Source organism: Hymenobacter sp. DG01 (genome assembly GCF_006352025.1).
GTDB lineage: Bacteria > Bacteroidota > Bacteroidia > Cytophagales > Hymenobacteraceae > Hymenobacter.
Genome location: NZ_CP040936.1, coordinates 3,529,058 through 3,542,692 on the forward strand (window position 1 = coordinate 3,529,058; position 13,635 = coordinate 3,542,692).

The window sequence follows — 13,635 nt, forward strand, 5'->3', positions numbered from 1 at the left end:
AGATTTTACCACTTCCTTTTTCGCGCTTCCGTTTACATGAAGTACTGGCTGCCGGCATTCGTAGCGCGGGCGTGTTCCGGAAGTAGTGCCGGGTTCTGCCGCTACCCGCAGGCCTTTGCAACAGCTGCCCTGCTAGTCACAGCCACCGCCGGATATAGTCAAACCGGGGCTTCCCTACCGTTCGTTTCGCTTCAAACCAAAGAGCAGGAGCTGCCGGCCGTACTGCGGGAGTTGGAGCGCCAAACGCACTACACCTTTGTGTACAGCGAGGCTCAGGTAAAAGGTCGGCGTGTACCCGCCTTGAAGCTGGCCCACGCCTCCCTGGAAGAGGCGCTGCAGCAGTTGCTGCACCCAGCCGGTCTGCATTACCGCATTGTGGGCCACCAGATTGTTCTGCAGTTCCCACCCCCTACCCCCGCGTCCGCAACCAAGTCTGTGCTGCCGGCCCCGGCTGCTGAGCGAACCCTGCGCGGACAGATTACGTCCCTGGGTACGGGCATGGCCTTACCGGGGGCCAGTGTGCTGGTAAAGGGCACTACCCGGGGCGCCGTTGCCTCAGCCGACGGGCGGTTTGCCCTACCCCTTGCTCCTACCGACAGCGTACTGATAGTGAACTCCCTGGGCTTTATCGGTCAGGAAGTGCGGGTTGCGCCGCCGGGGCAGGCCATGGCAGTTGTTTTGCGCGAGGATGCCCGCACCCTGGCCGAAGTTGTGGTGACGGGTTTCGGGCTGGCGCGGGAGCGGAAGTCGTTGGGCTACTCGGTGCAGGACCTACCAGCTTCCCAGATAGTGGAATCCCGGGAGCCGAACTTTATCAACTCAGTAAGCGGTAAGCTGGCCGGCGTGCAAATCAGCCGGAGCGGCTCGGGGCCGATGGGCTCTACCAACCTCATCATCCGGGGCTACACGTCGCTTACCCGCGACAGTCGGCCCTTGGTAGTGGTGGATGGGGTGCCCATCGACAACCGAAACCCGCTGCAGGCAACCCGGTTCGGGGGGTATGATTCCGGCGACGGTCTTTCGGCCATCAATCCGGAAGATATTACCAGCTTATCGGTGCTGAAAGGCGGCAACGCGGCGGCTTTGTACGGCAACCGCGCCGCCAACGGGGTGCTTATTATCACTACTAAAAAGGGCCGGCCCGGCCTGCACCTCAGCGTCAGCTCTACTACCACCTTCGACCGGGCCCACGTACTGGCTGACTACCAGAACCAGTACGGGCAGGGCACCCAGGGGCGCTTTCTGGATGATGCGGCGGGCAAGCTGATCCTGACCCCGGAGGGCTTTCCGCAGGTGGAGGAAGCGCTGGAATCGGTGGGCAGCTGGGGCCCGCGCATGGAAGGGCAGCTGGTACGGCACTGGACCGGGCAGGTAAAACCTTTCAGGGCTCAGCCTACCAATATTGAGGACTTCTTTCAGCTGGGCTATACCACCGCCAACACCGTAGCCCTGGCTACCGGCACCGACCGGGCTACCCTGCGCGTATCGGTGGCCGACCTGCGCAACCGGGGCACCTACCCCAACAGCCGCCTAGCCCGTGACTTTGTGACCGTGCGCGCCACCCGGCAGTTTACCAGCCGGTTATCGGCCGATGTAAAAGCCAGCTACATCTACTCGCGCAACTTCAACCGGCCTACCCTGGGCGCCAACCCCGACAACGTGATGACGCAGTTTCAGCACCTGCCGCGCAGCGTGGACCTGGACGACCTGCGCTCTTACCGCGACCCGCTAACGCTACGCCCTGTGCTCTGGAACCAGAACCTGGGCGCGGGCTTCCGCAACACCATGCGCCAGAATCCCTTCTGGGCGGCTTACCTCAACACCAACCAGGCCAACCAGCACCGCGGCAACGGCTTTGTGGCATTGCGCTACGACCTTACCGAGGGCCTGTGGCTGCAGCTGCGGGCGGGCACCGATTTTTATCTTTCCGATGTGGGCTACCGCTACGCCAGCTACACCTCCTGGAACAATACGGCGGTGCCGGACCGGGGTGGCGTGGCGCAAAGCCGGCTGCGCATGCGGGAAAACAACTTCGATTTCATTGCCAGCGGTTCGCGCCGGCTAGGGCCACGCTGGTCCCTGACGGGGCAGGTATTTGGCAGCCTGCTGCAGAAGCGCAACGAAACCACCGGGGTAACGGGCCAGGGCTTGCTAAAGCCCAACGTGTTTACATTGGACAACGCGGCCAGTAGGTCGCCGGTATATTCTTTTTCCCGGTTTGAAGTGCAGTCGGTATTCAGCCGGGCCCAGCTGGCTTACCGGGAAGCGGTTTTTCTGGAGGTTACGGGCCGCAACGACTGGGACTCTACCCTACCCCGGGGCAGCTGGTCGTACTTCTACCCCAGCGCTTCTCTGGCCGCCACTTACACCGATCTGCTGGGCTGGAAGTCGGGCTTTCTGACCCTGGGGAAGATGCGGGCCTCCTGGGCCCAGGTAGGCAAAGGCGCCGGCCCCTATGAGTTGACAACTCAATATGACCTGGGTTCCGGGGTGCCCGAGGCCCCGGGCGTGGGTAGCTCCCACCTGGGCCAACCCTTCGCCAACCTGCAGGACCAGCTGGCCGTGCTGCACCTGAAACCCCAGATTACCCGCTCGGTAGAGGTTGGCTCGGAAATGCGCTTTGGTCGGAACCGCGCCACCCTGGATATTACGGCCTACCACAGCAACACCTTCAACCAGGTAACCAGCGTCCCGATTTCGGCTACCTCCGGATTTCGGGCCCAACTTCTCAATGCCGGCGACATCCAGAACCAGGGGCTGGAGGTGGTAGCCTCAGCGGCACCACTCCGGCCCGGCCAGCGCCTGCGGTGGGATGTAACCCTGAACTGGGCCGCCAACCGCTCCAGGGTAGTGCGCCTGGCAGAAGGCAACCCGCTTTATCAGCTGGGCAACGAATCAAACAACGTGGCCGTTGTGGCCCAGGCCGGCCGGCCGTTTGGTGATATACTGGGCACCCAACTGCAGCGTGCTCCGGATGGCCAGCTGCTGGTTGGTGCTGATGGCCTGCCCCTACCCCCCGGCCCGGCCACTGCCCGGTTGGGCAACTTTCAGCCCCGCTGGTTTGGAGGCTTGTTCAACCGTTTTTCTTACGGCAACCTGAGCGTTAGTATGCTACTGGACGCGCGCTGGGGCGGTCAGATTTACTCGGCTTCGCAGCAACAGGCGACGCTGTTCGGCAACACCCGCGCCACACTGGCGGGCCGGGCTGGCTGGTACGCCTCCGAAGACGCCCGCGAAGCTGCAGGTATCAGCCCCAAAGATTGGGTGCCAACTGGCGGGCTGCTGGTAGAGGGTCTCGTGGGCAACCCCGACAACACCTACACCCCCAGCCGGCGCTACGTTAATCCGCAGGCTTACTGGGCCCGCCTATCTACTTTCTCGGAGCCCTTCGTGTATGATGCTACCTTCATCAAGCTGCGCGAAGTAACGCTTACGTATCGGTTGCCGGCGGCTTTCGTCAGCCGCGTCGGGCGGCTTCAGGGAGCCAGCTTTTCCATTATCGGGCGAAATCTGGGCTTCCTGAGGCGGGCTACGAAAGGGTTCGACCCGGAATCGGCGTACAATCTTTCCCGGGCGCAGGGCCTGGAGTCGGGGGGCTACCCCAATAGCCAGATGCTGGGCTATTATCTTACACTGGAGTTTTAACCCGCCCTGCTGCCACACCATGCTGCTTTCCGTTGTTCGTTGCCTGCCTCGTATAGCCCTTAGCGTGGCCTTAGTGGCCCTGGCTGGCTGCACCGACCGATTTGAGGAAATCAATTCAGACCCCACCAAAACCGGCGAGGCCTCGCCCGACATGCTATTCGCCCGGGCCCTGAAGTATGGCACCCTCTACGACAACGACCAACAGGTAGGCGAGCATCTGCACGCCAACATGTGGGTGCAGTACTTCGCCAATTCTACCCCCAGCTTCTCAACTGACCGTTATGAGAGCAACGACCAGTGGGCCACCACCTTCTGGAACAGCTTCTACTCGGGCTACGGCATGGATCTGCAGCAGGCAATCAGGCAGGTGCAGGGCCAGCCGGGTGAGGTAAACAAGCTAAGTCAGGCTCGTATCTGGCGGGCTTTCCTGTTTCAGCGCGTAACAGACTACTGGGGCGACGTCCCGTACTTTTCCGCTTTCGAGGGCGCGGCCGGTCTGGTGCGGCCGCCCTACGACCGGCAGCAGACCATTTACCCGCACTTACTGCAGGAACTGCAAGCCGCTGCCGCTGCTCTCAACGACTCGCGCGAGGACAGCTTTGGCGCCTCGGACCTGCTGTATGCCAACCCGGGGTCGGCTTTTCCGGTATCGTCGGTGGCAGAAATTAATCAGCGGTGGCGCCGCTTCGCTAACTCCCTGCGGCTTCGGGCGGCCATGCGCCTGACCACGGCCTACCCCGCCCTGGCCGAGCAGCACGTGCGGGAGGCACTAGCGGCGGGCGTAATGACCCGTCATCAGGAGTCGGCCGTTATGAAGAACACCGGGGGTAGCATCCGTATCAATCAGAACCCGCTGGCCGTGGTGCTGGGCTTCGGCGACTGCCGGATCAGCGCCACCCTTATCGACTACCTAACCCGCTACCACGACCCCCGGCTAACCGTTTTTGCCGATGCCGTATCGGCCAGTAATCCGGCGCGGGTAGGGCTGCCCAACGGTCTTTCGGCTACCCAGCTAACAACGCGCGAATACACGCCCGCTAGCTTTTCGCAGGCCGGCAGCCGGTACCGCACCATCACCAACGACCTAAACCTGCTGACGTACGCCGAGGTGTGCTTTCTGCGCGCGGAAGCCTGCCTGCGCGGTTGGGATGCAACCGGTACGGCTGAGCAGTGGTACAATGCCGGTGTGCGCGAGGCCCTGGCCCTGGCCGGTATCACAGACCCCGATGTAGCCGCGGCCTACCTGCAGGAGCCCGGGGTGCGCTTTATGCCCGCCCGTGCCCTGGAACAGATCATCACCCAGAAGTGGCTTTCCCTTTTTGGGCACAATGGCTTCGAGGCCTACGCCGAGTACCGGCGCACGGGGTTTCCAATACTGCAGGCTATCCGAAACCCTGGCGAAACCAATGGCCAAGTACCTCGGCGCCTGCGCTATCCGCAGGCCGAGCAGCGCCTCAACCCTACCGCCTACCACAACGCCCTGGCCCAGCAGGGCCCCGATGCCCTGACCACCCCCGTGTGGTGGGATAAATAAATTTCTCTTTTCGATAAGGGGGCTTAGGGGGAAGAACTCAGCTGCCGGTCTTATATCCGAAAGCATTACCAACCCTCCCGAGCGCAATTATTGGGCATTGTGTGTGCAGTGCAACTAGGAGCAGATTTTTATCCGGCATTTTTAGTGGAACCTCAGACCCTCTCCGGACGCGGAGAGGGTCTGGTTCTTTTTAGGGGGTAGGGCAAACCTCGTCGCGCACGCGTTGCGCAAAACCATAGCCCTGGACCACCGCCCGCCGAAAAAACTCGCAAGCCTCCCGGGGGTTGCCCTCCTGCTGGGCAATGCGACCCAACAGAAAATACACCTGCCCATACCGTGGAAACGTAGCCAGTACTTGCCAGTAGTCGGCGCGGGCCGCCCGCAAATCCTGGGTTTTATAACTCGCCAGCCCTCGGTAGAGCAACAGCCGGGCAGCCAGGTAGGCTGGCTCCCCTGGTGCGTGCCTCAGGCCCGCGGTAAAGTCGCGGTGGGCAGCGGCATAGCGGTGGGTAAACAACAGGGCCTCTCCATGCAGCAGCCGTGCCCGCGCCAGGGTAGAATCCTGCCGGAGCGCCTGCCCGGCAAATACCTCTACTTGATCGGGGCGCTGCAGGGCACGGTAGCATAGGCTTAGGCGCACCAGCAGTTGGGCGCGGCGGGCGGGCGCCGTGGTTTGGGCCAGGGCCGCCTGGTAGTCGGCAATTGCGGCGGTGGGGTTGTGGTAAAATAGCTCCTCAATCTCTCCGCGCCGGCGCAGGGCATCGGCATAGTCGGGCCGAAACTGCAGCGCCTCCGAGAAAAAGCTGTGGGCTCCGCTCCACTCATGCCGGGCATAGGCTGCCAAACCGCGCTGATAGTTGCTGGCCGCCGTAATGCGGTACATAGATACCCGCACAGAAAGCACAAACAAGGCTATTGCCCCCACCAGCAACAGAATAAGTCGCAAATCGCGCCGCGTAAACCGGGCGCGCTGCTTGGGCCGGGGGCGGTAGTGCCGCTCGAAGGAGCCGGCCGGGCGGCGGGTGCGTACCGGCGCGGCGGGCGGGGGCATCGGCACCCCGTACACGCGCTGGCCCTGGTTACGGAATTGCTGCTGCCGACGGGCTTCCTCGGCCCGGCGCGCTGCCACCTGTAGCTGAAAGTCGTACTGGGCCCGGCGGTTAGCATCGCCGAGGACCTGGTAGGCGGCGGCTACAGCCTTAAACAGGTCCTCGTAGAGGGGGCTGCCCTGATGCTTGTCGGGGTGGTACTTTATTGCCAGCTGTTTGTAGGCCAGCTTTATCTCGCGGGCCGTAGCCGTAGGAGCTACGCCCAATATCTGGTAATGATTCTGGCTCAAGCGGCGGTGGTATATAGTAAAAGTACGGCAATTTTCAGACACGCCGCCGGCTTTTCCGTAAGAAAGGGCTGTCCGGCAAACCGGCTTCGGCGCGGTTTACTGGCCTGTGAACCTGTAACATTGTTCCTCGCAAAAATTCTCCCCTATGGGCCTGTTCTCCACTGAAGACGATGCCACCAAGACGCCCCGCACGGATAACCTGATGGGCAATCTGATGGGCTACCTCGATACGCGTATTGATCTGGTACGCCTTGAAACGCAGGAAAAAGTTAAGACCGCCTTCGTGGGCACCGTCCACGGCGTAACGCTGGGCCTCGTGGGCCTGATGTTTTTCCTGTTCCTGAACGTATTTCTGGGCCTGCTGCTCAACGATGCGCTGGATAGCCCGTATTGGGGCTTCGGTATTGTGGCTGGCTTTTATCTGCTACTGCTCATTATTCTGGTGGTTGGGGTAGATAAGAAGCTGTTCCAGGGCCTAGCTGATAAGCTGCTGAACAATACCATTTATAAATCTGATAAACGCCAAGCCTAACCCCTCGTATGGCCGATCTGCATAACCCGCTGTTTGAAGATGAAAAAGAGTTTCTGGAGCGCCAGAAACTGGAGTATGAACGCGCCCTGATGGGCGAGGTCGAAGGCATTAAGGCCAAAACCCAGGTAGTGAGCAAGTACGTGGCCATTGGGGCCGGCGTGCTGGGCGGCGTCTGGCTGCTCTCGAAGGCCTTCGGCGGAAAAAAAAAAGACCGCGCCCTCGACAACGATGAGGAATACGCCCGGCACCAGCTTAACAGCTCCCGGCGGCCCCGACGCCAGAAAGCTTCCACGGCCGTAGATACGGCCATTACCGACGACCTGGGCTTCGGTACCGGCCGCCACCAGTACGACCGGGGCCAGCGGCACCCGCAGGCACACGAGCGGGCCCAGCTTGCCCCGGATGTGTATCATACCGATGCTGACCCCTTCCGGCCGCTAGGCTTCGAGGAGGCTACCCCCTACCGCTCGGTACCGGCTCCACGCTCGGCAGCGCATCAGGAATCAGGTGCGTCCTCTATCCTGGCCTCATCGGTAAAAGCGTTTCTGCAGTCAGAAACCGGTAAACTGCTGGTGGCACAGGCTTCGGCCGTGCTGATGGCATTTATTGCGAAGAAAGCCGGCGACTATTTACCTATCCTTAAAAATCCCGACCTTGCATCTTCGGGCCCGGTCCATACCGAGCCAGAAACCAAGGATATTGAATTTACCTACCACCACGACGACGCGGATGCGCCTCACCAGCCTGTATGATGCCCTAAGCAAGCGCCGGACTCATGGCCAGAAGTCTCTGGCGGTACTACTGGACCCCGACAATGTAGATGAGGCCAGTTGCCAGCAGATACTGGAGCTGAGTGAACAGCATCCTGTAGATTACTTTTTTGTGGGCGGCAGCTTGGTGATGAACTCTCGCCAGGCTGCCCTCATTCGTTTTATCAAAAGCCGCTCGGCCGTGCCGGTGCTGCTGTTTCCCAGCCATAGCCTGCACCTCGATGATCAGGCCGACGGTATTCTGCTCCTGTCCCTGATTTCGGGCCGCAACCCCGATTTTCTGATCGGGCAGCACGTAATTGCCGCCCCGCTGCTGCGCCAAAGCAACCTCCAGATTCTGCCCACCGGCTACATGCTGGTTGATACAGGCCGCCAGACGACGGCCAGCTACATCAGTGGTACTACCCCCCTACCCTACGACAAGCCCGGTATTGCGGCCTGCACGGCCATGGCCGGCGAGCAGCTGGGCCTGCGCCTGATGTACCTCGATGGGGGTAGCGGCGCCCTCTACCCCGTGGCACCCGCCATGATCCGGGCCGTACGCCAAGCGGTAGAAGTACCTCTGATTGTGGGCGGCGGCATCAATACCATCGAAAAAGCCCAGGCCGCTCTGCAAGCCGGTGCTGATGTAATCGTCGTCGGCAACCAGATTGAAAAGGAGCCAACCTTTTTGGCCGATATGGCGCGCACGGTGCACCAGTTCAATCAGTCCCGAATTTTGACGGAGTAAGCCGGCCCATAAAGCTTTGTAAGCAGCACACACTTCGCTCAGCACCCAGCACATCCGTTTTTGCCTGCCATCAACCCAACAAAAAAGCGCCCCGCGGTAACGGGGCGCTTTTTTGTTGATCTAAAGACCACTAGACCTATTCACAGAATCCGTGATTAGATGTTCATGGCCGACTCGCGGCGGCGCATCTTACCAGCCGGAATGCCAAACATCATCTTGAAGCGGCGGCAGAAGTAAGCGGTGTCTTTGTAGCCCACTTCCTTCCCAATGTCGCGGATGCTTTTCTTGGTGGTGCGCAGCAGGAATACAGCGCGCTCCATGCGCTGGTATTCGATGTAGTCTTGGGGGTTAATGCCGGTCAGCATCTTAAAGTACTGGCCTACATAGTCTTCGCTTACGTTGGCTACGCCCGAGAGAACCTTGTTTGAGAGGTCGCCGCCAATGTTCTCCTTGATGTAGTTGAACAGATCAATGAGGCGCGGATCTTTGAAGTAGGTGCTGTTGGTAGCCAGCTGCTCCACAAACATCTTGTTCTTCAGGATGTAGCGCACAATCTCCACCACAATGTTCTCGGTGTAGATAGTGATGAGGCGCTCCCGGCCCGGCAGCTCCTGCAGGCTTTCCTCTACCACCTTAATGACCAGGTTCGCCAGCTTGGAGTTACCGGTAATCAAGAAGGCCGGCACGTCCAGGGAGGCAAAGAAGTTAACAGAGTCGAACACCTTGGCCTCGAAGCTGACGAAAGAATGGCTTTCCTCAGCATCACCAATCAGATCCAGGTCTGAGTTGGAGTGGAAGAACTTATCCTTGTTCGTGATGAGGTCGTCGTTGGTGATGCTCTTGCTCGAGGTTTCGCCGTAGGTTACCTTAGTAGCGCGGCCACCCGGAATAAAGAGCATTTCGCCTTCCTCTACCAGCTGATCTTCATCGCCGAAAGAGATACGGCCCTTGTGCAACAGAATAAGATTGTTGCCTACATCATAGGAATTGCGCACCGTAAAGGGCTGCTGCAACACCAGATTTTTCGCCTTGATGTACCGAACACCCAGCGACTCAATCACTTTATTATAATCTTCCATCTTTGACGGGCATTTAAAATCTCGGGCGTGGGGGTAGAAATAGTACCCCGCAGTTATCTAATGCAAAATAACATATAAAAATTCACACAAACACAAAACCCAGCCTAAAAAGGGCTGGGTTTTGTGCAATACTTCTGACTTTTAGGCAATTCAAAACCTATTTCAGGATTTCCCGAGAGATTACAATTTTCTGAATCTCAGAAGTTCCCTCATAAATCTGGGTGATTTTGGCGTCGCGCATCAGGCGCTCCACGTGGTATTCCTTCACGAAACCGTAGCCCCCGTGAATTTGAACGGCTTCTACGGAGCTATCCATAGCGGTTTTGGAGGCGAACAGCTTAGCCATAGCGCCCGACTTGGCGTAGTCGCGGTGGGCGTCCTTGTCGGCGGCGGCCTGCAGGCACAGCAAGCGGGCCGCGTCGATGGCGGTTGCCATATCGGCTAGCTTGAACTGAATAGCCTGGTGCTGAGAAATCGGCACCCCGAAAGCTTTACGCTCCTTGGAGTACTTCAGAGCCAGCTCGTAGGAGCCAGAGGCAATGCCCAGAGCCTGGGCGGCAATGCCAATGCGGCCGCCGGCCAGTACCTGCATGGCGAACTTGAAGCCGAAGCCGTCCTCGCCGATGCGGTTTTCCTTGGGCACTTTCACGTCGTTGAACATCAGCGAGCAGGTGTCGGAGCCGCGGATACCCAGCTTGTTTTCCTTGGGACCCTGCACAAAGCCTTCCATGCCCTTCTCCACGATGAGCACGTTGATGCCACGGTGCTTCAGCTCGGGGTTGGTTTGGGCTACCACCAGATATACCGAGGCGGTGGTGCCATTGGTAATCCAGTTTTTGGTGCCATTGAGCAGGTAGTAGTCGCCTTTGTCCTCGGCGGTGGTACGCTGGCTGGTAGCATCGGAGCCGGCTTCGGGCTCAGAAAGGGCAAAAGCCCCGATGATTTCGCCGGAGGTCAGGCCGGGCAGGTACTTGCGCTTCTGCTCTTCGGTGCCGTACTTCTCCAGGCCCCAGCATACCAGCGAGTTATTCACCGACATGATAACCGAGCAGGAAGCATCTACTTTGCTGATTTCTTCCATGGCCAGCACGTAGCTCACGGTATCCATCCCACCACCGCCGTACTCGGGGCTTACCATCATGCCCATGAAGCCCAGCTCGCCCATCTTCTTGATTTGCTCGGCGGGAAATTTTTGGTGTTCATCCCGCTCAATAACACCAGCCCACAGTTCAGACTGGGCAAATTCGCGGGCGGCGGCCTGAACGGCCAGTTGTTCTTCGGTAAGCTGAAAATCCATGCGCTGGTAAGGGTGGGGTGGGAAAAGCAATTCGTAGGAAGCTGGCGTAAATTCGCCGGCAGCCCTCAAAATTAACTGACAAGTGTGCAGATCACGCAGCCAGGCCTCAATTTTTTAGTAGGCTAGCCGAATAAGGTATCCTGTCCGGTTTTTGTTTCCTCTCTGGTTGAGTTTTGTAATTTTTTCGGTGGATCAATCTGGGCCTACCCCCTACGGCCAAGGCAAAGCCGGCAGCGGCTGGTTTTGCATCAGGCAATCAGTAAAAAGCCGCTCCAGTATCCGGAGCGGCTTTTCTAAAGTGAGCAATGCTCAGCACTAACGCCGGTCGCGGCTGCCCAGAAAGATGCTCACGTAGTAGAGCAGGGTAGCCAGGGAGCTGAGGGCAGCTACCACGTAGGTCATAGCGGCCCACCAGAGGGCGTCTTTCGCCATGCTGTGCTCCTGCGGGGTTACAATGCCGCGCTTGTCAATCCAGGCCAGGGCCCTTTTGGAGGCATCAAACTCCACGGGTAGGGTTACAAAGGAAAACAGGGTAGTAAGCGAAAACAACACAATGCCTACCCCCAGCGGAATCAGGGTTGTCCGGATCATCAGTACGCCTGCCATCAGCACCAAGGGCATGAACTTGGACACCGCGCTCAAGGCCGGCACCATGGCAGAACGGAACTGCAGGGCGCTATAGGCCGTGGCGTGCTGCACGGCGTGGCCGCACTCGTGGGCGGCTACGGCCGCGGCGGCCGCACTGCGCTCGGCGTACACGGCCTCGCTCAAATTCACTGTTTTATCGGCGGGGTTGTAGTGGTCGGTCAGGCGGCCTTCCGTGCTGATCACGCGCACATCGGTAATGCCGTGGTCGGCCAGCATGAGCTCGGCAATCTGTTTGCCCGAGAGGCCCGACTGCAGCCCGATCCGGGAATACTGATTGAACCTGCTTCGCAGCCGCCACTGAATCAGCCACCCGGCTATCGTCGCCAGAATGATGATTAGAAAAACGGGGCTTGAGTTGTAGTACATAGGGCAGAGAATTAGAGGTGATGAGCGGCCCGGCAGCAAAGAGGGACGGCAGCTTTTCCCTACCCTTCTGCTTAGTTGCTACCCAAAATCCGCTCGACGATGCGCGTAGTGCTGTAGCCGGTTACCAGTGGTACGGTCAGCACCTGGCCGCCGTTTTGTAACACCACTTCGTGGCCCACAATTCCACTGATCTGATAGTCGTCGCCCTTCACCAGAACGTCGGGCAGGATGGCTTCAATCAGGGCCAGTGGCGTTTGCTCATCGAAGAGCACTACGGCATCCACAAACAAAAGCGAGGCCAAGACCCGCGCCCGTGACACTTCGTCCTGCAGGGGCCGGCCGGGCTTGAGGCAACTGACGGAGGCATCGGTATTCAGACCCACCACCAGCCGCTGGCCCAGGTGTCGGGCTTTTTCGAGGTAATCAACGTGGCCCAGGTGCAACAGGTCGAAGCAGCCGTTGGTGAATACAACCCGCTCGCCCTGGGCCTTCCAGGCGGCTACCTGGGGTAGTAAAGCCTCCAGGGGCATAATCTTATCTTTCGTCCACATGATACTGGGCTGGCTGAGTTCTAGGATAAGGCCACCTGCTTTACCCGGCGGCCCGATTTCATCATGCTGGCTACAAAGCTGATGCCGCCCATGAGTACGACCAGCAAGGTTTGAGAGCCGTGTACCACTAAAGCATAGGCAATACCGGCTTCCTTGCTGATGCCATACACCAGCAGCGTGCTTTGCACCATCAGGTGAAAGGCCCCGAAGCCGCCCTGCACTGGTGCGGCCATGCCCAGCGCCCCAAAGGTGAGCACGGCCAGGCCGGCGGCGGGGGTAAGGCCGGCCGTGGCCGGAAAGGCGAAAAACGCCAGGTAGTCCATCAGGTAATACACCAGCCAGGTAAAGGCCGTGTGCAATAGAAACAGGCCAGGGTTACGGAGCTTCCGGATGCTGAATACGCCATCCAGCAGGCCGCGCACAAAGTTTTCCAGTTTCACAAACAGAGCATGCTGGCGCAGCCGCTCCAGGTTGCGGAATAGCAGGTAGCCTGTAAGCAGCAGCAGCGCCACCACGGTTGCCAGCAGTGCCACCAGTAGCCCCTGGTGCGCCGCCAGTGAGTTATACCGATCTGAAAACAAGCTTACCACAAAGGCCCAGAATTTCTGAAAGTCCAGCAGCAGCGTCAGGCCCATCAGGGCCGCTAGAATCAGCAGATCAATAACCCGCTCGGCAATAACGGCCCCAAGCGACACCTGTACCGGCACCCGGCCCGTGCGCTGCAGCACCGAGCATCGGATTACTTCTCCCATCCGGGGTAGCACTAAGTTAGCCAGGTAGCCCACCATCATGGCGTGATATACATCCCAATAGGAGGCGCGCTGCCGGCTGGCTTCCAGCTGCATCTGCCAGCGGTGAGCCCGGCTGAAGTAGCCCGTAGCCGAGAGTAGAATCGTCAGGCCCAGCCAGCCGTAGTTTGCCGTGCGCACGTACTCACCTACCAGCCGCAGTTCCTGCCCGCGCAGGGCGTACCACATCAATAGCCCTGACAATAGCAGCAGCAAGCCGTATTTCAGAACGTTCAGAAATCGTTTCATACGAATAAATAAGCGCTTGCAGCCCGCCCAAAAAAAGTGGCTGCTGAACCAGAACGAAGCTAACCGGTGGTCAGGCTATTTCATTTCTGGCTCGGCAGCCACCTGTT

11 protein-coding genes are annotated in these 13,635 nt (G+C 59.4%); 5 read left to right on the forward strand and 6 right to left on the reverse strand.

Features of this window, described 5'->3' with window-relative positions:
- The first annotated feature begins 36 nt into the window (after positions 1 to 36).
- A complete protein-coding gene (locus FGZ14_RS14970; RefSeq protein ID WP_139925026.1) occupies positions 37 to 3,645 on the forward strand; it encodes a SusC/RagA family TonB-linked outer membrane protein in 3,609 nt (1,202 codons plus the stop codon).
- Between the two features lie 19 nt (positions 3,646 to 3,664).
- Positions 3,665 to 5,179: a SusD/RagB family nutrient-binding outer membrane lipoprotein gene (locus FGZ14_RS14975; RefSeq protein WP_139925027.1), complete on the forward strand. Its 1,515-nt coding sequence runs from the start codon at positions 3,665 to 3,667 to the stop codon at positions 5,177 to 5,179.
- Positions 5,180 to 5,369: 190 nt separating this feature from the next.
- Here the strand turns inward: FGZ14_RS14975 and FGZ14_RS14980 are convergent, their stop codons facing one another.
- The gene (locus tag FGZ14_RS14980) at positions 5,370 to 6,518 is read right to left on the reverse strand and encodes a J domain-containing protein (RefSeq protein WP_180754369.1); all 1,149 of its coding nucleotides are present in this window, start codon (positions 6,516 to 6,518) and stop codon (positions 5,370 to 5,372) included.
- Between the two features lie 145 nt (positions 6,519 to 6,663).
- On the opposite strand from FGZ14_RS14980, the gene FGZ14_RS14985 reads away from it, so the two are divergent.
- Genes FGZ14_RS14985 through FGZ14_RS14995 form a run of 3 tightly spaced genes read left to right on the forward strand, consistent with a single transcriptional unit; the run spans position 6,664 to position 8,550 of the window.
- A complete protein-coding gene (locus FGZ14_RS14985; RefSeq protein ID WP_139925029.1) occupies positions 6,664 to 7,050 on the forward strand; it encodes a phage holin family protein in 387 nt (128 codons plus the stop codon).
- Positions 7,051 to 7,058: 8 nt separating this feature from the next.
- Positions 7,059 to 7,802 carry a hypothetical protein gene (locus tag FGZ14_RS14990; protein WP_139925030.1) on the forward strand — a complete coding sequence of 248 codons (744 nt, stop codon included), beginning with the start codon at positions 7,059 to 7,061 and terminating at the stop codon, positions 7,800 to 7,802.
- Entirely contained in the window at positions 7,780 to 8,550 is a 771-nt protein-coding gene (locus FGZ14_RS14995) for a geranylgeranylglyceryl/heptaprenylglyceryl phosphate synthase (protein WP_139926126.1), read from the forward strand. Before FGZ14_RS14990 ends, FGZ14_RS14995 begins: the two co-directional genes overlap by 23 nt.
- Before the next feature lie 155 nt (positions 8,551 to 8,705).
- Here FGZ14_RS14995 and FGZ14_RS15000 read toward each other — a convergent pair whose 3' ends face one another.
- The 5 genes from FGZ14_RS15000 to FGZ14_RS15020 all read right to left on the reverse strand — a co-directional run bounded on the left by FGZ14_RS15000 (position 8,706) and on the right by FGZ14_RS15020 (position 13,528).
- Positions 8,706 to 9,629, reverse strand: a complete 924-nt coding sequence (locus FGZ14_RS15000) for an AraC family transcriptional regulator (RefSeq protein ID WP_139925031.1) — start codon at positions 9,627 to 9,629, stop codon at positions 8,706 to 8,708.
- Between the two features lie 157 nt (positions 9,630 to 9,786).
- Positions 9,787 to 10,926, reverse strand: coding sequence for an acyl-CoA dehydrogenase (locus FGZ14_RS15005; protein ID WP_139925032.1), 1,140 nt, complete (start codon positions 10,924 to 10,926; stop codon positions 9,787 to 9,789).
- Positions 10,927 to 11,241: 315 nt separating this feature from the next.
- A complete protein-coding gene (locus tag FGZ14_RS15010; protein ID WP_139925033.1) occupies positions 11,242 to 11,940 on the reverse strand; it encodes a zinc metallopeptidase in 699 nt (232 codons plus the stop codon).
- Between the two features lie 71 nt (positions 11,941 to 12,011).
- Positions 12,012 to 12,491: a D-glycero-beta-D-manno-heptose 1-phosphate adenylyltransferase gene (gene rfaE2, locus FGZ14_RS15015; RefSeq protein WP_139925034.1), complete on the reverse strand. Its 480-nt coding sequence runs from the start codon at positions 12,489 to 12,491 to the stop codon at positions 12,012 to 12,014.
- Positions 12,492 to 12,511: 20 nt separating this feature from the next.
- Complete coding sequence (locus FGZ14_RS15020; RefSeq protein ID WP_139925035.1) at positions 12,512 to 13,528, reverse strand: lysylphosphatidylglycerol synthase transmembrane domain-containing protein; 1,017 nt, start codon at positions 13,526 to 13,528, stop codon at positions 12,512 to 12,514.
- Positions 13,529 to 13,635: the final 107 nt, after the last annotated feature.